This window comes from Roseibium sp. M-1 (assembly GCF_054515675.1).
Map to the genome: position 1 here is coordinate 3,855,001 of NZ_CM137257.1, position 21,272 is coordinate 3,876,272.

Below are 21,272 nucleotides of genomic sequence, written 5' to 3' on the forward strand. Positions count from 1 at the left end.
TCGATATGACCGCCGGTAGCCGCCTTCTCCTTGATGAAGGCGACCGTGTCGGCATAGGAGACATAGGCTCCCGTTTCGCAGACGATCTTCCGGTAGCCCGGCACGGTCCGGATCTCCACATCGAAACGGACGGTCTGGCGTCGCCCCTTTTCGCTTTCGAGAACGCCGATCTCAACCGGGAGGCTCAGGCCCTCGATCAGGATGACATCCTGGCCGTCTTCAACAAGCGCGTCTGACGATCGGTCGGTCTGGGAGAATTCAGAAGACATGGGTGTTTCCGGAAACCTGATGAGAATGGAAGGCCGGGCAAAGCCATGTCATCCCACCGGCCTCGACGTCAAGCCGAAGCAGAGGGGCTCCGATTCAGCCCCCCGTGGCATCAGCCCCTTCGAAGGCGTCGACCGCGAGGGCAACGCCGCGCAGTTCCGCCAGACCACGCAGGCGACCGATGGCCGGATAGCCAGGCGTCGAGGAGCCGGTGAGATCGTTCAGGATGCGGTGACCGTGATCCGGCCGCATCGGGATCGTTTTTCCTCTCCGCCGCTCCAGCCGGCGCAGGGCGCGGATGATGGCGACCATGTCGATGTCGCCTTCCAGATGTGCGTCTTCATGGAAACTGCGCGGATCGGCTTCCCGTCTTGTGGCTCTCAAATGCACAAAATGCACCCGTTCGCCGAGTGCTTCCACAATCGCCGGAATATCGTTTCTGGCGTTGACCCCGAGCGAACCGGAGCAAACCGTGAAACCGTTTGCATGCGACACATTCATCGCGGCGATGCGCTGCAGGTCTTCCAGTGAGCCGACAATCCGCGGCAGGCCGAACAGGGAGCGGGGGGGATCGTCCGGATGGATCGCCAGCACGGCGCCGGCCTCTTCGGCCGCCGGCACGACGATGTCGAGGAAGTTCTGCAGGTTCTGAAACAGCTCCTCCCGGCCGACATCCGCATAGGCGGCGAGCCGGTCGCGGAAACTCTCCAGGGTGTAGCTTTCCTCCGAGCCCGGCAGACCGGCGATGATATTGGCCGTCAGCCGCGCGCGCCCTTCCGGTGTCAATTGCGCCAGCCGCGCTTCCGCCAGCGCGATGTCTTCCGGTTGGTAGTCAGCGTCGGCTCCCTCCCGTTTCAGGATGAAGAGATCAAAGGCGGCGTAGGCGGCATACTCGAAGCGCAGCGCCGTCGCGCCGTCGGCAAGCTCATAGTCGAGGTCCGTCCGGGTCCAGTCGAGCACCGGCATGAAATTATAGCAGATGGTCCTGATACCCTGACGGGCAAGCGCCCGCGCGGTTTCCGCCCAGTTCTGCGCCCAGCGTTCCCAGCCCGGTGCCCCGGTCTTGATATCCTCATGCACCGGAATGCTTTCCGTCACGACCCATTCCAGACCGGCCGCCTCGATCGTGCGTCGGCGCGCGGAAATTTCCTCCTCCGGCCAGAAGGTGCCGTTCGGGATTTCGTGCAGGGCGGTGACAATCCCGCGCGCGCCCGTCTGGCGGATGTCCCTCAGGGAGATGGGATCCTGCGGCCCGAACCAGCGCCAGCTTTCGATCATCGCTTCAAGGTCTTTCTTGTTGTTGTCGCGACAGGAAAATTGAAAGGGTCAGAGAGCCGCCTTGGCGGGCGTATAAAGGTAGCCGTCGAAATCCGGATCGCCGACATCGGAGAGTTCAAGCAGGGTCAGACGCACGTTTTCCAGATGCTGCCACATGGCCTGGCGGGCTTTCTCGCCATCGCGGTGGCGCAGGGCTTCCAGGATCTCCGCATGGTCGTCGAGCCATTTTGCCCGGTAACTGAGGTCGAAGATGCGGTCATGCAGCCGCGCCCACATGGAACTGTTCTCACGCTTCGACCACAGGTCCTCGACCTGGGCATGGAGAACACTGTTCTGTGTCGCCTCGGCGATCAAAAGGTGGAACTGCCGGTCGGCGGTATAGTCTTCCTCGCCGTTCTCGATGGCCTTGCGCTCCAGCTCCAGGGTCTCGCGCAGCTGGACGATGTCGCTCTTGGTGATGGTCGTTGCGGCAAAGCCTGCGATGCTGCTTTCCAGGAGCTGGCGTGCCTGCAGCAGTTCGAACGGGCCGAAATCGGCTTTCGGGACATGCAGCGAGATCTTCTCGCCGTCGGCGACATAACTGCCGGAGCCCTTGCGAACATCGAGATAGCCCTCGATTTCCAGAACGATAAAGGCTTCGCGCACCAGCGAGCGGCTGATGCCGAGCTCAAGCGAAATCTGGCGCTCGGTCGGAAACTTGTCGCCGGGCTTGTAACCGCCCTCCTCGATGCGGCGCGCCAGCAGCTCCGCGATTTCCTGATACCGGCGCTTGGAAATGTCGCTGGTCATGAGGCCTTCCTCGCATTCTCTCTGGCAGCGGCAATCTCTCGGTAATAGTCGGCCAGGATATGGAATGCTTTTTTCTTGGTTTTCTTGTCGGCGGCGATCAGCCCCTTGTGGTTATAGCCGTTCTGAAAGATGTTTTGCCGCCGTTCAACACGAAAATCATAGAGTATCCACGGAGACATGCCCTTTATGTAGCCAAGTTCGCGCAAGGTCGCGATCTGCCGGCGGTAGACTTCGGCCATATAGTCTTCGCTGAAGAGGCCCGTCTTCGGGCCTTTGTCGCCGATGACACCATCGGCGCCGGTTTCCGAAATCACCACCGGCCGGTCCGGGTCCGAGTTCTCGCCGATGGCGGCAAGATCGTCGAAATTCTCTTCATACCAGCCGTAATATTCATTGAGGCCGATGACATCGATATGCGCGGCCAGACGGTCTTCGATCCTGTTGCGGGCATGGTTGACGAGACAGGCGGCCGAGGTCAGCCGGGTCGGGTCCAGCTGCTTGCAGGTGTCGGCGAGACCATTCATGAAGGTCAGCCGCGCATCGGTGTCCGGATTCTCGTTGCCGACCGACCAGATGATGACGCTGGCGCGGTTGCGATCCCTTTTGATCAGTTCGCAAAGCTGGTTTTCCGCATCCCGGTATGTGGCCGGATTGGCAAAATCGATCGCCCAATAGACCGGGATTTCCTCCCAGAGCAGAAAGCCGAGTTCGTCGGCCAGCTCAGCAGCACGCTCGTGGTGGGGATAGTGGGCCAGACGCAGATAATTGCAGCCGAGCTCGCGGGCATGATCAAAACGGCGGCGGAGATCATCTTCGCTTGTCACCTTGCCGTGAACCGCATCGTCCTCGTGCACAGAAATGCCGCGCAAAAAGAGGCGCTCGCCGTTGAGAAGAATGTCCGTGCCGCGCCGTTCGATCTGGCGAAAACCGATCCGGTCGCGGACAGCGTCCTCGCCGAATGTGGCAGTGACGTCATAGAGCACCGGCGTCTCCGGGCTCCAAAGCCTCGGCCGGGCAGGAATGTCGAGGCTGCCTTGGCCATCTTCGTCAATTGCGATCTCCTTCAAGATGCCGAGACCGGGGATCGACAGGGTGACCGGCTCTCGCGCAGGTCCGTCGACTGTCACCTCGGCGCGCAGGGTCGCATAGGTTCCGTCCGGCACCAGATAGACGAAGAGGTCCTTGATCAGGCATTTCGGCGTTTCGAAAAACGAGACCTCGCGGTAAAGGCCGCCATAGTTGAACCAGTCGGTGTTGCGCATCGGCACACGGTCGCGGGTGCGGGTGTTGTTGACGCAGGCCATGATCCAGTTGCGGCCGGGCTTGAGCTTGCCCGTCAATTCCACGCAGAACGGTGTCGACGCGCCGTAGTGGTTGCCGAGGAACTCACCGTTGAGAAAGATCTTGCAGTCATAGGCCGCCGCGCCGAAGCGCAGGAAATGGCGTTTTGAAGGGTCGAGCGTGTCGACATCCAGCGGCCGCGTGTACCAGGTGCTGCCTTCGAAGAAGTACCATTTCTCTTTCAGCATCGCCCAGTTGGAGGGCACCGGCACGGTTTCGCCCATGTATGGGTCGTAGTCCCAGGGCTCGGACCGGTGTTCGGGAGCCTCCGGCAGCATGGCGAACCATTTCTGCCGGAGACCGGTATCGAGGAGATCAACGCAGAAAGTCCAATCGCCATTGAGGCTTTCCGATGCCCGCCCGCCCATAAAGATCAAGCCGGCATGGTTGAGAGACTGCGTGTTGAAGGGCACGTCATAGTCTTCGTCATGCAGCGCCTGCAGCGCATTGTCGGCAAGGTCTGAACGTTCGAGCATCTGCGGCCTCCGGCCAGGACTTTCTGCGGTGTGGTGAGCGTTACTGCGCTGCGGCCTTGATGCGCTCGATCAGGTCTGCAACGACTGCCGAGTTCTTCGCGGCTTCCTCATGCATCGGCAGGACGGCTTCGATGAACGGGCCTTTTTCCACTTCGATGAATTCGACGCCCAGTTCGGTCTTTGCGGTCTCGACGGCTTCCGCGCTCATGGCGTCCCACTGCTCGCGGTGGAAATCCATGCTTTCGCGCGCAGCGGTGCGGACCGCTTCCTTCTGCGCATCGTCGAGGTCGTTCCAGCTCTTGGTGGAGATCATCACCACCGACGGGATCATGGTGTGGCCGTCGTCGGAGAAGAACTTGGAGACTTCGCCATGGCGGGCGGAGGTCAGGGCCATCGGGTTGTTTTCAGCTCCATCGACCACACCCTGCTGCAGGGCGCTGTAGAGTTCGCCCCAGGCGATCGGCGTCGGGTTGGCACCGAGCAGCTCGACCATGCGGATGGCCGACGGGCTCGGCTGCACACGGATCTTCATGCCCTTCAGGTCTTCCGGGGAATGGATCGCCTTGTTGGCATAGAAGGAACGAGCGCCCTCGATGTAATAGGCAAGGCCGATGAAGCCCTTGTCCTCGGACGAAGCCAGGATGTCGGCGCCGATGTCGCTGGTCAGGACATCGTAATAATGGTCGGCGTTGACGAAGATATAGGGCAGGTTCAACGCACCGTAGGATTCCTCGAAGGCCTCCAGTTCCGACGCGTTGGAGCGGGCCATATCCAGCGAACCGTTCTGCATCAGCTCCATGGATTCGCGCTGCGTGCCGAGCTGGGCATTCGCATAGATGCGGATCTTCAGATCGCCGTTGGTCAGTTCCTCGACCCGGTCGGCCATGAACTGCATCGACTTGTGCAGCGGATGATCTTCCGGGTTGTTGTGATTGAGACGCAGCGTCTTGGCAGAAGCGGCAGAGCCCAGCGCAACGACGCCTGCAGCCAGGATGGCCGCGAGCTTCACGAATTTCGACATGATTTCCTCCCAGTTGCAGCCGTGGCCGCAGGAATGTCGCTCCCCCCGGAATTTCACTCCCTCGGGGAACGGATCGGTGCCGCGGCACGTTGGCGCCAATCCGCCGCGGAGGCCGAATTGTTCGTCCAATTTTCAAAATCAGTCAACCTTTTTTACAAAATTGGTTGACCAATTTTATTTCATGACGCATGTCTAGAAGCGCCGGAGCCTCGAGGAACGCACGTTTCCTTCGGGTCGGGACCGGTGCGGGAGGAATATCGTGACAGTCATCACCAGGGGCGTGGACTTGATCCTGCGCCTTGTCATCACCATCGCGTTTGCCGTTCTGGTCGTCTGCGTCGTCTGGCAGGTTATCTCGCGCTATGTGCTCGAAAGCCCGAGCACGGTAACCGACGAAATGGCCCGGTTCCTGTTCATCTGGGTGGCGCTGCTCGGCGGCGCCTACACGCTCGGCCAGCGCCGGCATCTGGCGATCGATCTCCTGCCTGTGATCGCCACAGGAAACCTGCGCACGCTCGTCAATCTCGCCATCGTTGCCGCAATCGCGCTCTTTGCCGGGCTCATCATGGTCTATGGCGGCCTCGACCTGGTGGGCCGGACGCTTGAAACCGGCCAGGTTTCGCCTGCCCTGCGCCTGCCCATGGGCCTTGTCTATGTCGCGATCCCGTTTTCCGGGCTCTGCATGCTGTTCTACTGCCTGACCTTCGTAGCCGACATCCTCGGCAGCGGCCGCGGCCCGAACGACCAGGGCGAGACCGCCTCCATCGGCGGACCGCTCGACTGACACCTGACCGGGAACGAATAACCTCATGGATATCCAGTCTGTCCTCGTCCTGTTCGGGACCTTCGCCCTTCTCATGGTCCTCGGCGTACCGATCGCCTATGCAATCGGCCTGGCGGCCTTTGCCACCTTCCTCCTGTTCATGTCCTTCGACCAGTCGGTCTATATCGTTGCCCAGCAAGTCGCTTCCGGCCTCGACAGTTTCACCTTGCTGGCGATCCCGTTCTTCATCCTGGCGGGCAACATCATGAACCGGGGCGGCATCGCCCTGCGCCTGATCGAATTCGCCAAGGTGCTTGCCGGCCGGCTGCCCGGCGCGCTCGCCCACTGCAACGTTATTGCCAACATGATGTTCGGCTCGATTTCAGGCTCCGCGGTCGCCTCGGCCGCCGCCGTCGGCGGGGTGATGTCGCCGCTGCAGCGCAAGGAAGGCTACGATCCGGCCTTCAGCGCCGCGGTCAACATCGCGTCCTGCCCGACCGGACTTCTCATTCCCCCGAGCGCCACCTTCATCGTCTATTCGCTGATCACCAACGGCACCTCGATTGCCGCGCTTTTTGTGGCCGGTTACATTCCCGGCATCCTGATGGGCCTCAGCCTGATGGCCGTCGCAGGCATCATCGCCAAACGCCGCGGTTACCCGGTCGAGGAGCGTCCGAGCCTTAGGGAAGTCATCGACAAGACCCTGGCTGCAATGCTGCCGCTCGGCCTCATCGTGATCGTCATGGGTGGCATCATCGGCGGCATTTTCACCGCGACGGAAGCCTCGGCGGTCGCCGTCGTCTACACGCTGTTTCTGGCCGTCATCGTCTATGGCGAGGTCAAATGGCGGGATATGCCGCGCATAATACTCGACAGCGCGGTAACGACCTCGATCGTGCTTCTCATGATCGGTTGCTCAATCGCCATGTCCAAGGCCATGGCCTTTGCCGACATCCCCTATTCGATCTCGGACCTGCTGCTCGGCCTTTCCGAAAACCCGATCGTGCTGCTGCTGATCATCAACATTGCGCTGCTCGTCGTCGGCACGTTCATGGACATGACGCCGGCTCTCCTGATCTTCACACCGATCTTCCTGCCGGTGGTGAAGGATCTCGGCATGGATCCGGTGCATTTCGGTGTCGTCATGACCTTCAACCTGTGCATCGGCATCTGCACACCACCGGTCGGTTCGGCACTCTTCGTCGGCTGTTCGGTCGGCGGGGTGAAGATCGGCGAGGTGATCAGGCCGATGATGGGTTTCTATGCGGTGCTGGTCGCCCTGCTCCTAGTGATCACGTACATCCCCGAACTCAGCCTCTTCCTGCCGCAACTGCTCCTCGGATACCAAGGGTCGTAAGATGAAAGCTCTCAAGACCTGGCGATATGCCGGCCGTTCCAGCGCCGGCATTGCGCTCGAAGTCGAAGGCCGGCACCGGCTTGTGATCAAGGTGCTGGAGGAGGCTCTGATCCGCGTTGTCCTCCTGAAGGACCGCAAGTACCGGCTGGACCGGACCTGGGCCATTGCACCGGAACGAGACGTTCCCTTCGACGGCCGCCCGCGGGACGATCTTGGCGGCTTCACCTGTCCGCCCTTCGAGCTCACGGAAGGTGACGGTGCTCTCATCTTGGAAACCGCGCAGCTCCGCCTCACCGTGAGGACACCGCTTGCCATGACCTGGGAAGCCCGCAAGGCACCCGGCGACCCGTGGCAGGAGGTTGCCCGGGACCGTCCGCAGGACGCCTACATGATCGGGCGAAGGGATCACCGCAATCATCATTTCCTGCGGCGGATGCCCGACGAGCGCTACTACGGTCTCGGAGAAAAATCCGGCCAGTTGGAGCGCACCGGCCGCCGCTTCGAGATGCGCAATCTCGACGCCATGGGCTATGACGCCCGCACGACCGACCCGCTCTACAAGCACGTCCCCTTCACGATCACCGACAAGGGCACGCTCGGCGCTGTCGGCCTTTACTACGATACGCTGGCACCGTGCTGGTTCGATCTCGGCAACGAGAAGGACAATTACCATCCGCCTTTCCGCGCTTTCCGGGCCGATGATGGCGACCTCGACTATTATTTCAGCTGGGCGCCGAGTGTGCTGGAAATCGTCAGGCGGCACCACTGGCTGACCGGCGGCACCGCCTTCATGCCGCGCTGGGGCCTCGGCTATTCCGGCTCGACCATGGCCTATACGGATTCGGAAAATGCCCAGGAGCGCCTGACGGACTTTCTCGGCAAGCTCTCGGAAGAGGACATGCCCTGCGACAGTTTCCAGATGTCGTCGGGCTATACGGCCATCAAGGGCAAGCGCTACGTCTTTCACTGGAACACGGACAGGTTTCCGGATGTCGAAGCGATGACAGCGGCATATCGGCAAGCCGGCATTCACCTCATTGCCAATATCAAGCCGGTGCTGCTCGACGATCACCCGCTCTACAGCGAGGCCGACCGGGCAGGGCTTTTTATCCGCGACTGCGACACCGGCGCACCCGAGCAATCGCCTTTCTGGGACGGTACCGGTTCCCATCTCGATTTCACCAACGAGGACACGGTCCGCTGGTGGCAGAATAACCTGAAGGAAAAGCTCTTCGACAGGGGCATTGCCTGCACCTGGAACGACAACAACGAATATGAAGTCTGGGACGACGAGGCTGTCTGCGACGGTTTTGGCATGCCGATCCCGGTCAACCTGATCCGGCCGCTGCACAGCCAGTTGATGACACGGGCCTCGCACGAAGCCCAGAGCATACACCAGCCGCGCAAGCGTCCCTATCTGATTTCCCGCTGCGCCTGCCCCGGTACCCAGCGCTATGCGCAGACCTGGACCGGCGACAATTTCACCTCGTGGGAGACCCTGCGCTGGAACATCCCGATGGGCCTCGGCCTCAGCCTCTCCGGCTTTTACAACATTGGCCACGATGTCGGCGGCTTTGCCGGTCCGAAGCCGGAACCTGAACTGTTCCTGCGCTGGGTGCAGAACGGCATTTTCCACCCGCGCTTCACCATCCATTCCTGGAACGACGACGGCACCGCCAACGAAGCCTGGATGTATCCCGAGATTACGCCGCTGATCCGGGATGCGCTGAAATTCAGGGCCCAGCTGATCCCCTATCTCTACAGCCTGCTGCATCTGTCGGTCACCGAAGGCGAGCCCATGCTGCGGCCGCTGTTCCTGGATCATCCGAACGATGCGGCCAGCCGCGAGGCCGAATTCGACTTCCTGCTCGGCCGGGATCTTCTTGTTGCGACGGTGGTGGAGGAAGGCGCCAGGACACGGCGCGTGACCCTGCCCGCCAACAGGGAAGGCTGGTGGGACTTCGACGGAATGAAATGGCACGAGGGCGGCCAGGTGATCGAGGTGCCGGTCTCGCTGGAAACGATCCCGCTGTTTGTGCGCGGCGGCACAGTGTTGCCGATGGCCGCTGCCAATCTGCGGTCCGATCCCTCCTTGGACACAGTGCGGAGCTGGCGGATCTATCCTCAGCCCGAGAATTGCCCGGACTGGCAGTCGCAGTTCTACGACGACGACGGCGATAGCGTCGACGCCCTTGCCGGCAGGCACTGCCTGACCCGCGTTTGCCTGTCACGCAAGGATGGCGGCGTCCATCTCGACTGGACCCGCTCGGGCAGCTGGCACCCTGCCTTCAACGAAGTCGGCATCTGGTTGGCAGGACCGGATGACTTGAGTGTCAACGGCACTCCGCACCGGGCTGGCGAAAAAATTGTTTTCGGAACATCCGCCTCATAAGAGCATCGGCAGACATCATTCCCTGACGATACGCAGGGTCTTGGGCTGCTCGGACGCCTTCAGCCCGGAGAGTTCCTTGCAGCGCTCGGCGGCTGCTTCCAGCGTGCGGCGGGCAAGATCCTGGATGCCGTTTTCATCGGCCATGAATTCCAGCATGCCGGCCTCGGTGGTGCCGCCCTTGGAGGTCACGGCGACACGGAAACCGGTGGCATCCGCGTCCGGCTGCGCCAGCATGCGCCCGGCACCGGCCACCGTACGGATGGCAAGTTCATGCGCCAGCTCTTCGGGCAGGCCAAGCTCCGCACCGGCGGCGGCAAAGGCTTCCGCCATGGCAAAGACATAGGCGGGCCCCGCGCCGGAAAGCGCGGTAACGACGGGCAGCAGGTCCTCGTTCGGCAGTTCCACCAGCGAGCCGAAGGCAGCAAGAAGCTCCATAACCTCGGATTTCTGACTGTCGTCTGTGGCGGGATTGGCGACGAAGGTCGTCACCGCAGCACCGACTGTTGCCGGCAGGTTGGGCATGGCGCGGATCACTGGGGTGTTGTCTGAAAAATGGGCGGCCAGCACGGAAATCGGCTTGCTGGCGGCAATCGACAGGATCACGGTTCTGCCGCCGCCAAAGTCCTTCAGGGGTGGCAGAACCCTTTCGACGATCTGCGGCCGCGTCGCGATGACGATGGCGGCTGGTGCCTCCGGAAACGGCTCGTTGATGTTGACGCCGGCCTGAGCCTGCAGCCAGTCGGACGGACGCGGGTCGCGCACGAAGATCGATCCTGCAGGCAACCCTTTTGCCAGCCAGGCCTCCAGAAGGGCCTTGCCCATAAAACCGCATCCGATGAGGCAAACGCCTCGCTTCGCCAGCTCTTCCATCTTGCCGCGATCGCCAAAAATTATTTCTGGAACCCAATAGAATAAATTCCAGGACCCGCGACAAGACGTAACCGTCTGACACCGGTAATTTTTTCTTTCCGCAAAAGATCCGTTTCGAAGATTGGGATGATAGATACGATTTACTCGACCCTTTCCCCAGAGGCATGTGACGCGACGGTATCGACCCTTGCGAGACCCCGCGGAAACGCCTTCAACCCGCGAAGAAAAACTCTCGCAGGAAGAAGAATTTCCCTACGTCAATTCAGCATCCGGGATCACGCTCCCCAGGTGTCGGAGAGCCTGTAGCCGCCCGGCCAGGGGTCGCTCGGGTCGAGCATGTGTTGATGAATGCCGGTGACCCAGCCTCGGCCGGAAATTTCCGGAATAATGCCCGGCCTGCCGCCGATGCTTTCCTCCGAAACAATCCGTCCGGTGAAGGAAGACCCGATGATGGAGATGGCCTCGAACGTGTCGCCGGTCTTCATCTGACCCTTGGCCGCCATCAGCGCCATGCGTGCGGAGACCGCCGTGCCGGTCGGAGACCGGTCGACCTTGCCCGGCTGGATGGCAACCGCCGAGCGGCCGGTCAGGCCGGTTGGCGTTTTTGAAAGCGGGCCGCAGAAGGCACAGAAGGAGATGTGATCCCAGCCGGCGTTTTCGGGATGCGAGAAGCCGAGCTGTGCGTTGGCCGCATTGGTGATGCGGACTCCGAGCCGGGCGATGTCCTTGGCTTCCGCCTCGACAATCTCGAAGCCAAGCGCGGCTGCATCCACAACCACGAAACTGTCGCCGCCATAGGCCGTGTCGACGGTGAGCGTGCCGATGCCTTCGACCTCGAGCGGCACGGCCATCTTGTCGGCAAAGCTGGTGACGTTCTGGACGAAGATGCGCTCGGCCTTGCCATCCCGGCATTCCGCCCGCACCCGCACCAGACCGCCCGGCGCCTCCAAGACCATCTCTGTCACCGGTTCCGTCATCGGCACGATGCCGCCGTCCAGAAGCACGGTCGAGACGCAGATGGAATTGGAGCCGGACATCGGCGGTGTATCTTCCGGCTCCATGATGATGAAGGCGGCATCCGCGTCCGGATGTTTCGGCGGCACCAGCAGGTTCACATGACGGAAGACGCCTCCACGCGGTTCGTTCAGCACGAAATTGCGCAAGGTCTGGTCCTGGGCGATGAAACTGCGTTGTTCCCAGAGCGTATCTCCCGGCGGCGGGGCGACGCCGCCGACGATGACGTCACCGACCTCACCCTCGGCATGGCAGGAGATCACGTGGATGGTCTTGCTGCTGCGCATGGCGGCACCTTGTTTTCTAAAAGCTTCAGGAATAACGCGCGACCGGTTCACCCAGCGCATCGAAGATCGGAGTAATGCCGAGGCCTGGCCGGTCGGAAGCTGTCATGCGGCCGTTGACCCGCTTTGGCGCGCCCTCGGCGATGTCGACCGTGCCGTAGCTGTTGAAATCCGTCGCCGAGAAGGTGAAGTCGGCAGGGGTCGACCGCGCAAGATGGGCGATCGCCGCGGTGACGATGTCGCCGCCCCAGGTGTCTTCGATGGTCATTGGCAGGCCATGGAGGACACAGAGATCGCGCATCAGCTTGGCCTTGGTCAGGCCGCCGACCTTGGAGATCTTCAGGTTGATGCAGTCCATCGCGTCTTCGGCGATGCCTCGCACGAGGGTATTCGGCCCGTCGATGACCTCGTCCAGGATGAACGGCAGTGCCGTGCGCCTGCGGATGGAGACGCTCTCCTCATAAGTGAGGCACGGTTGTTCGATATAGACATCCAGCGCGGAGACGGCCCCGACGACGCGGGCGGCCTCGTGTTTGGTCCAGCCGGTATTGGCATCGGCCACCAGCAGGTCCGATTTTTTCAGGACAGCGCGGGTCGCATGGATGCGGTCGATGTCATCGTTGGCATTGCCGCCCACTTTCAGCTGGAACTTGGTGTAGCCCTCGGCCGCATAGCCTTCGATCTTCCTGGCCATGATTTCCGGCGCTTCCTGGCTGATCGCCCGGTAGAGCACCACGTCATCCTGCGCCGCGCCGCCGAGCAGCGTATAGAGCGGCTGGCTGGTCGCCTTGCCAAGCAAGTCCCAGCAGGCAATGTCGATGGGTGCCTTGGCGTACGGGTGCCCGCGCAGGGCTGCGTCCATCACGCGGTTGATCTCGCCGATATTGAGCGGGTCCTTGCCGATCAGGTGCGGGGCAAGTTCCTCAAGACCCGCCCGCACCCCGATGGCGTAGCTCGGCAGATAGGCAGACCCGAGCGGGCAGCATTCCGCATAGCCTTTCAGGCCTTCGTCGGTGACGATCTCGACCACGGTCGAGTCGAAGACCTCGACGAAATTGCCGTTCGACCAGCTGTAGCGCCCCTCCTTCAGGGGAAGATCGACCTGAAAGACGTTGATGGCCGAAATTTTCATGACTGCTCTCCTTCAGAAGCGGCGCGCGGAAAAGGCGGAAAGATCGATGGGGGTCTTTGCGTTGGTAACGAGACTTGCGACCAGTTCCGCCGTTCCCGCGGATTGAGTCAGGCCGAGATGGCCGTGTCCGAAGGCATAGACGATGCGGCGGTCGCTTGGCGAGCGGTCGATGACGGGCAAGCTGTCGGGCATCGAAGGGCGGAAACCCATCCATTGACGGCCACCGCCTGCCTTCAAGCCCGGCAGGAAGCGTTTCGCCTTGTCCAGCAGGATCTCGGCGCGTTTGTAATTCGGCGGCAGGTGCAAGCCGCCCAGTTCCACCGCACCACCGACACGGACACCGCCGTTGATCCTGGTGACGACGAAACCGTGACCGGAAAAGGTCAGATGGGTTTTGAGCGGAAATGCGCCTTCCGGCAGCGTCGTGTTGTAACCGCGCTCGGTCTCAAGCGGGATCCGGTCGCCGACAGTCCTTGCCAGATGATGCGACCAGGCCCCGGAGGCGACAACGACCTGCCGGGCCTTCCACGTGTTTCCGGCTGCCTCGACATCAACGACATCGGTCGCAGGCTTCAGCCCGGTCACATCGGCGCGCTCCATTCTGCCGCCGCGTTCCAGAAAGACGTCGGCGAGATGCTTGAGCCAGCGTGCCGGATCGCAGGTGTTGGTCCAGTCGGGCGTGAAGGCGGCATGGGTGAAGCGCGGATCGAGGCCCGGCTGGATCGCGGCAATCGCCTCCGGGCTCTCCAGAAGTTCGTAGCGGATGCCATGCTTCCTGCGCAGTTCCCAGCCCGGCAGGCTGGCGCGATATTCCCGCTCGCCTTCATAAAGCTGCAGCTGGCCTTCGGCCTGGATGAGGCTGTCGCCGGCCGTGTCGGAAACCTGCCTTGCAAGCGCCTGCTGCGACAGCGCCATCAGCGCTGCCTGGGCAGTCATCGATGCCTGATACTTGTCCGGCCAACTCGCCCGCCAGAAGCGCAGCATCCACGGTGCGATCTTCAGGGCATAGGCGGGTGGAATGGACAGCGGGCCCAGCGGGTCGAGCAGCCATTTCGGCGCCTTGCGCATGATGCCCGGCGTTGCCAGCGGCACGATGTCGGTAAAGGCGAAAGCCCCGGCATTCATCTCCGAGGCCCGGGGTGTTTCGGACTGCCGGTCGAGCACCAGCACCTGCTGTCCCCTTGCCTGCAGGGCAAGGGCAGAGCTGATGCCGATGATACCGGCGCCGATCACGATGATGTCCTGGACTCTGTCGTCCGTCATTTCCAAGAACTTTCAAAAAAGGCCTGCGGGGCAGGGCGAAACGCCCCGCAGGCAGTTTGCTGCTTCGTGCCCAGCTTCAGGGGTCAACTTCAGGGGCCAACTTCAGGGGCCAACTTCAGGGGCCAAGTTCAGGGGCCAAGTTCAGGGGCCAAGTTCAGGGGCCAAGTTCAGGGGAGAGTGTAGGCAGTCTTGACGGAAGTGTAGAACTCTGCCGCGTACCGGCCCTGCTCGCGCGAGCCGAAGCTGGAGCCCTTGGTGCCGCCAAAAGGCACGTGATAATCGACGCCAGCCGTCGGCAGGTTGACCATCACCATGCCGGCCTGGGCATTGGCCTTGAAATGGCTGGCATGTTTCAGCGAGGTGGTGCAGATGCCGGAGCTGAGACCGAACTCGGTGTCGTTGGCGATGTTCAACGCTTCCTCGTAATTCTTCACCCGGATGACGGAAGCCACCGGTCCGAAGACCTCTTCGGTGTTGATGCGCATGGCATTGTCGGTCTCCGTCACCAGGGCGGGCGCCATGTAGAAGCCTTCAGTCTGACGGTTGAGCCGTTCGCCGCCCTGAACCTTGCCGCCTTCCTTTGCCGCGATATCGACATAGGAAAGGTTCTGCTGCAGCTGACGCTCGTCGACGACCGGACCCATCTGGATGCCGTCCTCCAGGGCGTTGCCGACTTTCAACGCCTGCATGCGCTCGGCGAGCGCGGCGACGAAGCGGTCGTGGATGCCCTCGGTGACGACGAGACGCGAACTTGCCGTGCAGCGCTGGCCGGTGGAGAAGAACGCGCCGTTCAGGCACGCTTCTACGGCGATGGTCAGATCCGCATCGTCCAGCACGACCATCGGGTTCTTGCCGCCCATTTCCAGCTGCACCTTTTTCAGGTGCTGGCCGCAGGCCGCCGCGATGCCGCGGCCGGTCGGCACGGAGCCGGTGAAGGAAATCGCTTTCACCTTCGGGCTTTCGATGAGGCGCGGGCCGATTTCAGACCCCCGGCCCATCACCAGGTTCATCACCCCTTCCGGCAGGCCGGAGCGGGAGAGGATCTCGACCAACGCATGCGCGCAGCCCGGAACGAGCTCGGCCGGTTTCAGGATGACCGCATTGCCGTAACAAAGTGCCGGGGCGATCTTCCAGGCGGGAATGGCGATCGGGAAGTTCCACGGCGTGATCAGGCCGACGACACCGACCGGAAACCGCGTTACATCGACTTCGATCCCAGGGCGGACGGAGGCAAGCCTGTCACCCGCAAGCCGCAGGGCTTCGCCGGCAAAGAACTTGAAGATCTGGCCTGCGCGGGCGACTTCGCCGATACCTTCCGGCAGCGTCTTGCCTTCCTCGCGCGACAGCAGACGGCCGAGCTCGGCCTTACGGGCAAGCAGTTCGGTGCCAACAAAATCGAGAACATCAAATCGCTGCTGCGGCGTCGACGCCGCCCAACCGGGCGCGGCGTGATGGGCGGCCTCGATGGCTTGGTCGAGCTCGTCCCGGCCCCCCTTGGCGGCATGGCCGAGGATATCGCTGATATCTGACGGGTTGACGTTGGGCGTGCTGGCTGTGGTCTCATGCCACTGCCCACCGACGAAGTTTTTGTAATCCATGATGTCGCTCTCAGGTTAGAGGCGGATGCCGGCGCGGTAGGGGTCCGCCGGATCAAAAATCAGGTTGGCATCGGACGTGACGAAGGCCTGCCCCGTGATGGTGGGAATGACGCCACCGGCCGTTCCCGGCTGGTAGCTGATCTTGTAGGTGCTGCCGATGACGCTTTCCTGCAGATAGTCCTCACCCGGCGCCAGCGCGCCGTCCTCGGCAAGGCAGGCGAGCTTGGCCGAACAGCCGGTGCCGCAAGGCGAGCGGTCATAGGCTCCACCCGGGCAGAGCACGAAGTTGCGACTCTGGTTTGCGGGGTCGTCTGCCGGGCCGAAAAGCTCGATGTGATCGATCCAGGCGCCATCCTTGCCGGTCACCCCCGCCGTCTCCAGCGCCTCGCGGATCTTCAGCGTCAGGTCGGTCAGCGGGCGAATATTTGCACCCGTCAGGGAAATCGGACTGTTCTTGACGAGGAAAAACCAGTTGCCACCCCAGGCGACATCGCCGGTGACCGGTCCGAAACCTTCCACATCGACTGTGACATCCTTTGCATGCCGGTAGCTTTCGATATTGACCACCGACACGGTGTTGGCGTCGATGAGATCGATTTCGACCACCCCGACAGGTGTCTCGATCCTGTGCCGACCCGGTTCGATCTGCCCGAGATGGGCGAGCGTCACGCCGAGGCCGATTGTGGCGTGGCCGCACATGCCGAGGTTCTGCAGGTTGTTGAAATAGATCACGCCAGCAACGCAGTCCGGATCGGATGGCGGCACCAAAAGCGCGCCGATGATGGCGTCGTGGCCGCGCGGTTCCAGCACGACGGAAGCGCAGAAATCGAGATGCTCCGCCTCCAGCCGCGCCGCCCGCTCGTTCAGCGTGCCGGACCCCAGGTCCGGCCCGCCTTCGAGAACGACGCGAGTCGGCTCGCCCGCCGTATGGCTGTCGATGACACGCATCGCGCTTTTACTCCGCTTGCGCCGACCAGTCGGCGTACCAGGTCTTGAAGAGCTTGTACTGGGCTTCGACATAGTTGCGCTGCGCGTCGGTGAGCATGTCGGTCTCGTTGAAATGCAGCGTGTATTCAGGCTCGCCGTTCAGCACCATCAGATGCTTGTAGTAGAGCACCAGGTCCGTGCCTTCGTCGAAGCTGGACAAGACAGCAAGCGCTTCTTCCAGTTCCTTTGCCTGACGGCGCGCCTTTGCATCACCTGCGGCGGCCTTCTTGCAGAGCGAGACCAGATGCAGGACTTCCCTGGGGATGGCATTGCCGATGCCGGTGATGGCGCCGGTCGCGCCGCAATTGACGAAGCCGTGGAAGACGGCGGTGTCGACGCCGACCATCAGCGTTACATCGTCATCCTGGGAAGTGATGTTCTCGGCCGCATAGCGCAGGTCATTCAGACCGCCGAATTCCTTGAAGCCGATCAGGTTCGGAAATTCGCTGCGCAGGTCGAAGAAGAGATCGGCGCGGGTGGCGAAGCCGTAATAGGGGCTGTTGTAGATCACTGCCGGCAGGTTCGGTGCCGCCTTCAGGATGGCACTGAAATGATGGCGCTGCGCGATCGTGGAAATGCCGCGGGAGAGAACGCGCGGGATCACCATCAGGCCATGGGCGCCGACCTTGGCCGCATGGGCGGCGTGAGCGACGGCGGACTTTGTGTTGACGGCGCCGGTGCCGACGACCACCGGCACGCCGGCCTTCACCAGGCGCTCCACGCCTTCCATGCGCTGTTCGTCGGTCAGCAGCGGCCAGTCGCCCATGGAGCCGCAATAGACGACGGCGGACATGCCGGCTGCGATCAGTTCCTGGCCCTTCTTGACGAGGGCCTCATAATCGGGCGTGCGGTCGGCCTTGCACGGGGTCATCAGCGCGGGCATGCAGCCGGAGAAGATATTGGACGTCATCATTCACTCCTGGATAGGTCAGGCCTGCCTGTTGGCTCCCCGTGCCAGGCACGGGCCCTCAGCCTGACGATCTGTTGTAGCGCCGGGTCAGCGCACGTTAGCAAGAAATTTTCGGGTGTTCTCGGAATTGGGTTCGCCGAAGATCTGGGCCGGCGGCCCGATCTCCTCCATCACCCCCTTGTGGAAGAAGGCGACACGGTCGGACACATCGCGGGCAAAGCCCATTTCGTGGGTGACGCAAATCATCGTCATGCCTTCTTCCGCCAGCAGCCGCATCGTGTCGAGCACCTCGCCCACCAGTTCCGGATCGAGCGCGGACGTTGCCTCGTCGAAGAGCATGTAGCTTGGCTCCATCGCAAGCGCGCGGGCAATTGCGAGGCGCTGCTGCTGGCCGCCGGAGAGGTTGTTCGGATAGACGTCGAACTTGTCCTCGAGCCCGACATGCTTGAGCTGCTTCTCGGCGATCGCACGGGCTTCGTCGCGCGGCTTGCCCTTGACGATCTTTGGCGCCAAGGCAACGTTTTCCAGCGCTGTCAGATGCGGAAAGCTGTTCCACTGCTGGAACACCATGCCGAGCTTCTGGCGCAGCTTGTTGATATCGGTGCCCTTGCCATGCACATCCGTGCCGTCGACCATGACCGATCCCTTCTGGATCGGCTCCAGGCCGTTGATGCAATAGAGGAGCGTCGACTTGCCGGAGCCGGAGGCGCCGATGACGGAGAGGACTTCGCCCTTTTCGACGTCGAGGTCGATGCCCTTGAGCACCTGAAGCGGGCCGAAAAATTTCTCAAGGCCGCGGATCTCGATCATAGGGCCCACCTTTTTTCCAGTTTTGCGGCATAGCGCGAGATCGGGAAGGACAGCGCGAAATAGAACGCGCCTGCGAGAGAGAGGATCAGGAAGGGTTCCTGCGTCCGTGTAATGAGGATCTGACTGGCCTTGAGCAGCTCGACATAGCCGAGCACGGAAACCAGCGCCGAATCCTTCATGACACCGAGCGCCACCCCGACCCAGGCCGGAAAGACGGCCCGCCCGCCGATGGGAAGGACCACGTGGCGCATGTCCTGCCAGTAGCTCATCCCGAGCGACCGCGCTGCGCGCCGCATCGGCTTGCCGACCGCCTCGACACCACCCCGGGCAACATTGGCGACGAGGGCGGCACAGTAGATCGTCAGGATGACGACGCCCGAGGCGAAGGGATCAAGATCCAGGCCGACAATCGGCGCGAAGTTGTAGAACAGCACCAGCTGGATGATCAGCGGCACGGAGCGGAAGATGTCCAGCACCGGCGCCAGCAGCAGGGTCGCCGTCAGCCGGCCCTCATAAAGCATCCAGCCGAACAGCCCGCCGAGCAGTGTGCCGATGCTGATGGAAACTGCCGAGATCCAGAGGGTCCTGAGCGCGGCTTCCCCCAAAAACCAGAAGTCGTGAATGTTGAAGCCGGAGAAGAAGTTGATTGTCTGGTTCATCCTCGCCTCCTCAATACCGGAACAGGCGCCAGGCCATCAGTCGGGAGGCCCCGAGAATGATCTTGACGATCGCGTAGTAGATCACGGCGGTGACGGCGAAATATTCGAAGATCCGGAAGGTCTTGCTGGCGAAGAACTGCGTTTCGCCGGAGAGTTCGCGGAAGCCGACCAGCATGCCGAGCGAGGACATCAGCACCGCCCAGACCATCTGGTTGGTGACCGGGTGATAGACGATCCGGAACACCTGCGGGATGACGATGCGTGTATAGGCCTGGAAGGATGTCATGCCGAGCGACCGCGCCGCGCGCAGCTGGGTATCGGGCACCGCCTGGAACCCGCCACGGAAATTTTCCGCCAGGTAACCGGCGCAGTTGAAGCTGAGACCGGCAAGCACGATGGCAAAGGGCGACAGGTGGATGCCGAAGGCGCCGATCCCGAAGCCGAAGAAGAACAGCTGGAAGAGAGCCGGCGTGTTGCGTGCCAGCTCCACCCAGGCGGTTGCCAGCCACAGCAGCGGCCCCTTCATCTTCAGCCGGATCAGCGCAAGGCAGAGCCCGATGACGATGCCGATCACCATGGAAAGCGCCGCGACCTGAAGGGTCAGCAGCCCCGCTTCCAGGAGATCCGGCAGGCTCTTCATGACCGGCCGCCAATGGAAATTGTAGTCGAACATGTTTCGATTTTTCTCCGGCTACCCCACCCGAAAGAAGCAAGGCAATCGTGTTCGTAAAATCTCGCCAGCAAGATGCACTGCCGAGGTTTTGTCCGCTGGTGTCACCCCGGACAAGCGAAGCGCAGATCCGGGGCCTACTCGCCGGGCAACTTGCTGAAGCTGCGGAGTTTTTCTCCGACGGCCAGAGCACCGCTCAACCTCTCTGGAAGCGAGTGGGCCCCGGGCCTCCCTTCGGTCGCCCGGGATGACATCAGAGTATGCCGCGAATGACCGGCAGGTCTCCATGCCGGTCACTCCGTCGCGATTTCCTCAGTACATCACGCCCGGGATACGCAGTTCCGGGGCGTCGCCGCCGACATACTTGCCCCAGAGCTCGTCGTAGCGGCCGGAGCGCACCTGATGGGTGACGAAGAGATTGAGGAAGTTGAGCCAGGTCACGTCCTCGCGCTTGCCGACGACGGAGGTGTAGTCCGTGGTCCAGGGCATGCGCGGGCCGGGTTCCAGCGTTTCATACTGTTCGGTGATCGGCTTTACCGCCGTGTTGGTGGTCAGGCCGATATCCGCCTTGCCCTGGGCAACAGCCAGGAAGACCTCGTTTTCCGACTGGTAGCCCTGATAGAGATGCTCTTCACCCCATTCGGCGGCGATCTTCAGCCACTCCTGTTCCGGCACGGTGCCGATCGCAGCGGCGACGCGCTTGCCGCGAATGTCGTCGAAGCCCTTGATCCCGCTCTCTGTGTTGACCACGCCCTGTGCGTAATAGATCGCGTATGGAATGGTAAAGCCGACGGTGCGCGCACGGGCCAGGCTGTCGGAGGTGGCACCGAAGACCACATCGGCACGGCCGGTCACGATGACCGGCAGGCGCTCGGCCCAGGTAACCGGATAAATGATCGCCTCGACCTCAAGCGCGGCGGCGAGATCCCTGCAATATTCGACGTCGAATCCGGCCGGCTCGTTGTTCTCGTCCCGGTAGCCGATCGGCGGGAAGTCCAGAACCACGCCGCATTTCAACTGGCCGCGATCCACGACGTCATCGAGCGTGTCGGCCTTAACCGGCAGCGCGGCGGCAAGCGACAGGGCGGCAATCGCCACAAATTTCCTGATCATGATTTCCCCTCTTTGTTTGAAGTCTTGTTTCCGTGGCTTCCCGGGCCACGGGTTCTTTCAGTCCGGCCCTCTGGCAAGTCCCTCGCCGGCCTGCAGCAATACCGGAGAGTCCCAGTGCCACACCGGCACCAAGCCCTGCCTGCATGTGCCCGGCTCCCCTCTTGCAGAAACGGCCGGACCGCACAGGGCCTGACCTCTTCCGCCTTGGGTGTTTCCCTTGGGCGGACAATTGATAAACCAAATTGGATCCAATATTCAATATAAAATATTCCAAATCA

19 protein-coding genes (1 of these 19 running past the window's edge) are annotated in these 21,272 nt (G+C 62.1%); 3 read left to right on the plus strand and 16 right to left on the minus strand.

Translation table 11 applies throughout. The annotated features are described in order from the left end of the window. The 5 genes from ACX3M4_RS17370 to ACX3M4_RS17390 form a co-directional block, all read right to left on the minus strand. Positions 1–269: the 5' portion of a dihydroneopterin aldolase gene (locus ACX3M4_RS17370; RefSeq protein ID WP_459354251.1), read on the minus strand. It extends 145 nt beyond the left edge of the window; only the first 269 of its 414 coding nucleotides appear in the window; the start codon lies at positions 267–269; its stop codon lies off the left edge, out of view. 94 nt (positions 270–363) lie between these two features. Then, positions 364–1,545 carry a mannonate dehydratase gene (gene uxuA, locus ACX3M4_RS17375; RefSeq protein WP_459354252.1) on the minus strand — a complete coding sequence of 394 codons (1,182 nt, stop codon included), beginning with the start codon at positions 1,543–1,545 and terminating at the stop codon, positions 364–366. 48 nt (positions 1,546–1,593) lie between these two features. Then, a complete protein-coding gene (locus ACX3M4_RS17380) occupies positions 1,594–2,334 on the minus strand; it encodes an FCD domain-containing protein (protein ID WP_459354253.1) in 741 nt (246 codons plus the stop codon). Then, a complete protein-coding gene (locus ACX3M4_RS17385) occupies positions 2,331–4,151 on the minus strand; it encodes a glycoside hydrolase family 2 protein (RefSeq protein WP_459354254.1) in 1,821 nt (606 codons plus the stop codon). The genes ACX3M4_RS17380 and ACX3M4_RS17385 overlap by 4 nt, the downstream gene beginning before the upstream one ends. A 40-nt stretch (positions 4,152–4,191) precedes the next feature. Next, positions 4,192–5,172 carry a TRAP transporter substrate-binding protein gene (locus tag ACX3M4_RS17390; RefSeq protein WP_459354255.1) on the minus strand — a complete coding sequence of 327 codons (981 nt, stop codon included), beginning with the start codon at positions 5,170–5,172 and terminating at the stop codon, positions 4,192–4,194. A gap of 259 nt (positions 5,173–5,431) precedes the next feature. On the opposite strand from ACX3M4_RS17390, the gene ACX3M4_RS17395 reads away from it, so the two are divergent. The 3 genes from ACX3M4_RS17395 to ACX3M4_RS17405 are packed head-to-tail and all read left to right on the plus strand — an operon-like array spanning position 5,432 to position 9,684. Then, the gene (locus tag ACX3M4_RS17395; RefSeq protein WP_459354256.1) at positions 5,432–5,956 is read left to right on the plus strand and encodes a TRAP transporter small permease; all 525 of its coding nucleotides are present in this window, start codon (positions 5,432–5,434) and stop codon (positions 5,954–5,956) included. Positions 5,957–5,981: 25 nt separating this feature from the next. Continuing rightward, positions 5,982–7,292, plus strand: coding sequence for a TRAP transporter large permease (locus tag ACX3M4_RS17400; protein WP_459354257.1), 1,311 nt, complete (start codon positions 5,982–5,984; stop codon positions 7,290–7,292). Between the two features lies 1 nt (position 7,293). Further along, positions 7,294–9,684, plus strand: coding sequence for a glycoside hydrolase family 31 protein (locus ACX3M4_RS17405; RefSeq protein WP_459354258.1), 2,391 nt, complete (start codon positions 7,294–7,296; stop codon positions 9,682–9,684). 15 nt (positions 9,685–9,699) lie between these two features. Here ACX3M4_RS17405 and proC read toward each other — a convergent pair whose 3' ends face one another. The 11 genes from proC to ACX3M4_RS17460 form a co-directional block, all read right to left on the minus strand. After that, positions 9,700–10,554: a pyrroline-5-carboxylate reductase gene (gene proC / locus ACX3M4_RS17410; RefSeq protein WP_459354259.1), complete on the minus strand. Its 855-nt coding sequence runs from the start codon at positions 10,552–10,554 to the stop codon at positions 9,700–9,702. 275 nt (positions 10,555–10,829) lie between these two features. After that, positions 10,830–11,855, minus strand: coding sequence for a trans-3-hydroxy-L-proline dehydratase (locus ACX3M4_RS17415; protein WP_459354260.1), 1,026 nt, complete (start codon positions 11,853–11,855; stop codon positions 10,830–10,832). 25 nt (positions 11,856–11,880) lie between these two features. Then, on the minus strand, positions 11,881–12,984 hold the full coding sequence (locus ACX3M4_RS17420) for a cis-3-hydroxy-L-proline dehydratase (RefSeq protein WP_459354261.1): 1,104 nt from the start codon (positions 12,982–12,984) through the stop codon (positions 11,881–11,883). A gap of 12 nt (positions 12,985–12,996) precedes the next feature. Then, entirely contained in the window at positions 12,997–14,247 is a 1,251-nt protein-coding gene (locus ACX3M4_RS17425; protein WP_459354262.1) for an NAD(P)/FAD-dependent oxidoreductase, read from the minus strand. Positions 14,248–14,414: 167 nt separating this feature from the next. Continuing rightward, a complete protein-coding gene (locus tag ACX3M4_RS17430; RefSeq protein WP_459354263.1) occupies positions 14,415–15,845 on the minus strand; it encodes an aldehyde dehydrogenase family protein in 1,431 nt (476 codons plus the stop codon). A gap of 15 nt (positions 15,846–15,860) precedes the next feature. Further along, the gene (locus ACX3M4_RS17435; RefSeq protein WP_459354264.1) at positions 15,861–16,793 is read right to left on the minus strand and encodes a 4-hydroxyproline epimerase; all 933 of its coding nucleotides are present in this window, start codon (positions 16,791–16,793) and stop codon (positions 15,861–15,863) included. 7 nt (positions 16,794–16,800) lie between these two features. Then, complete coding sequence (locus tag ACX3M4_RS17440; protein WP_459354265.1) at positions 16,801–17,742, minus strand: dihydrodipicolinate synthase family protein; 942 nt, start codon at positions 17,740–17,742, stop codon at positions 16,801–16,803. An 87-nt stretch (positions 17,743–17,829) separates the two neighbouring features. Beyond that, a complete protein-coding gene (locus ACX3M4_RS17445; RefSeq protein WP_459354266.1) occupies positions 17,830–18,552 on the minus strand; it encodes an amino acid ABC transporter ATP-binding protein in 723 nt (240 codons plus the stop codon). Next, on the minus strand, positions 18,549–19,211 hold the full coding sequence (locus ACX3M4_RS17450; protein WP_459354267.1) for an amino acid ABC transporter permease: 663 nt from the start codon (positions 19,209–19,211) through the stop codon (positions 18,549–18,551). The genes ACX3M4_RS17445 and ACX3M4_RS17450 overlap by 4 nt, the downstream gene beginning before the upstream one ends. 10 nt (positions 19,212–19,221) lie before the next feature. Beyond that, positions 19,222–19,884, minus strand: coding sequence for an amino acid ABC transporter permease (locus ACX3M4_RS17455; RefSeq protein WP_459354268.1), 663 nt, complete (start codon positions 19,882–19,884; stop codon positions 19,222–19,224). 309 nt (positions 19,885–20,193) lie between these two features. Further along, positions 20,194–20,994, minus strand: coding sequence for a transporter substrate-binding domain-containing protein (locus ACX3M4_RS17460; RefSeq protein WP_459354269.1), 801 nt, complete (start codon positions 20,992–20,994; stop codon positions 20,194–20,196). Positions 20,995–21,272 lie beyond the last annotated feature (278 nt).

Excerpts from the sequence above, each read along its gene's own strand:
- uxuA (WP_459354252.1), bottom strand. The coding sequence starts at position 1,545 with ATGATCGAAAGCTGGCGCTGGTTCGGGCCGCAGGATCCCATCTCCCTG.
- ACX3M4_RS17380 (WP_459354253.1), bottom strand. The coding sequence starts at position 2,334 with ATGACCAGCGACATTTCCAAGCGCCGGTATCAGGAAATCGCGGAGCTG.
- ACX3M4_RS17385 (WP_459354254.1), bottom strand. The coding sequence starts at position 4,151 with ATGCTCGAACGTTCAGACCTTGCCGACAATGCGCTGCAGGCGCTGCAT.
- ACX3M4_RS17390 (WP_459354255.1), bottom strand. The coding sequence starts at position 5,172 with ATGTCGAAATTCGTGAAGCTCGCGGCCATCCTGGCTGCAGGCGTCGTT.
- ACX3M4_RS17400 (WP_459354257.1), top strand. The coding sequence starts at position 5,982 with ATGGATATCCAGTCTGTCCTCGTCCTGTTCGGGACCTTCGCCCTTCTC.
- ACX3M4_RS17405 (WP_459354258.1), top strand. The coding sequence starts at position 7,294 with ATGAAAGCTCTCAAGACCTGGCGATATGCCGGCCGTTCCAGCGCCGGC.
- proC (WP_459354259.1), bottom strand. The coding sequence starts at position 10,554 with ATGGAAGAGCTGGCGAAGCGAGGCGTTTGCCTCATCGGATGCGGTTTT.
- ACX3M4_RS17415 (WP_459354260.1), bottom strand. The coding sequence starts at position 11,855 with ATGCGCAGCAGCAAGACCATCCACGTGATCTCCTGCCATGCCGAGGGT.
- ACX3M4_RS17420 (WP_459354261.1), bottom strand. The coding sequence starts at position 12,984 with ATGAAAATTTCGGCCATCAACGTCTTTCAGGTCGATCTTCCCCTGAAG.
- ACX3M4_RS17425 (WP_459354262.1), bottom strand. The coding sequence starts at position 14,247 with ATGACGGACGACAGAGTCCAGGACATCATCGTGATCGGCGCCGGTATC.
- ACX3M4_RS17430 (WP_459354263.1), bottom strand. The coding sequence starts at position 15,845 with ATGGATTACAAAAACTTCGTCGGTGGGCAGTGGCATGAGACCACAGCC.
- ACX3M4_RS17435 (WP_459354264.1), bottom strand. The coding sequence starts at position 16,793 with ATGCGTGTCATCGACAGCCATACGGCGGGCGAGCCGACTCGCGTCGTT.
- ACX3M4_RS17440 (WP_459354265.1), bottom strand. The coding sequence starts at position 17,742 with ATGACGTCCAATATCTTCTCCGGCTGCATGCCCGCGCTGATGACCCCG.
- ACX3M4_RS17445 (WP_459354266.1), bottom strand. The coding sequence starts at position 18,552 with ATGATCGAGATCCGCGGCCTTGAGAAATTTTTCGGCCCGCTTCAGGTG.
- ACX3M4_RS17450 (WP_459354267.1), bottom strand. The coding sequence starts at position 19,211 with ATGAACCAGACAATCAACTTCTTCTCCGGCTTCAACATTCACGACTTC.
- ACX3M4_RS17455 (WP_459354268.1), bottom strand. The coding sequence starts at position 19,884 with ATGTTCGACTACAATTTCCATTGGCGGCCGGTCATGAAGAGCCTGCCG.
- ACX3M4_RS17460 (WP_459354269.1), bottom strand. The coding sequence starts at position 20,994 with ATGATCAGGAAATTTGTGGCGATTGCCGCCCTGTCGCTTGCCGCCGCG.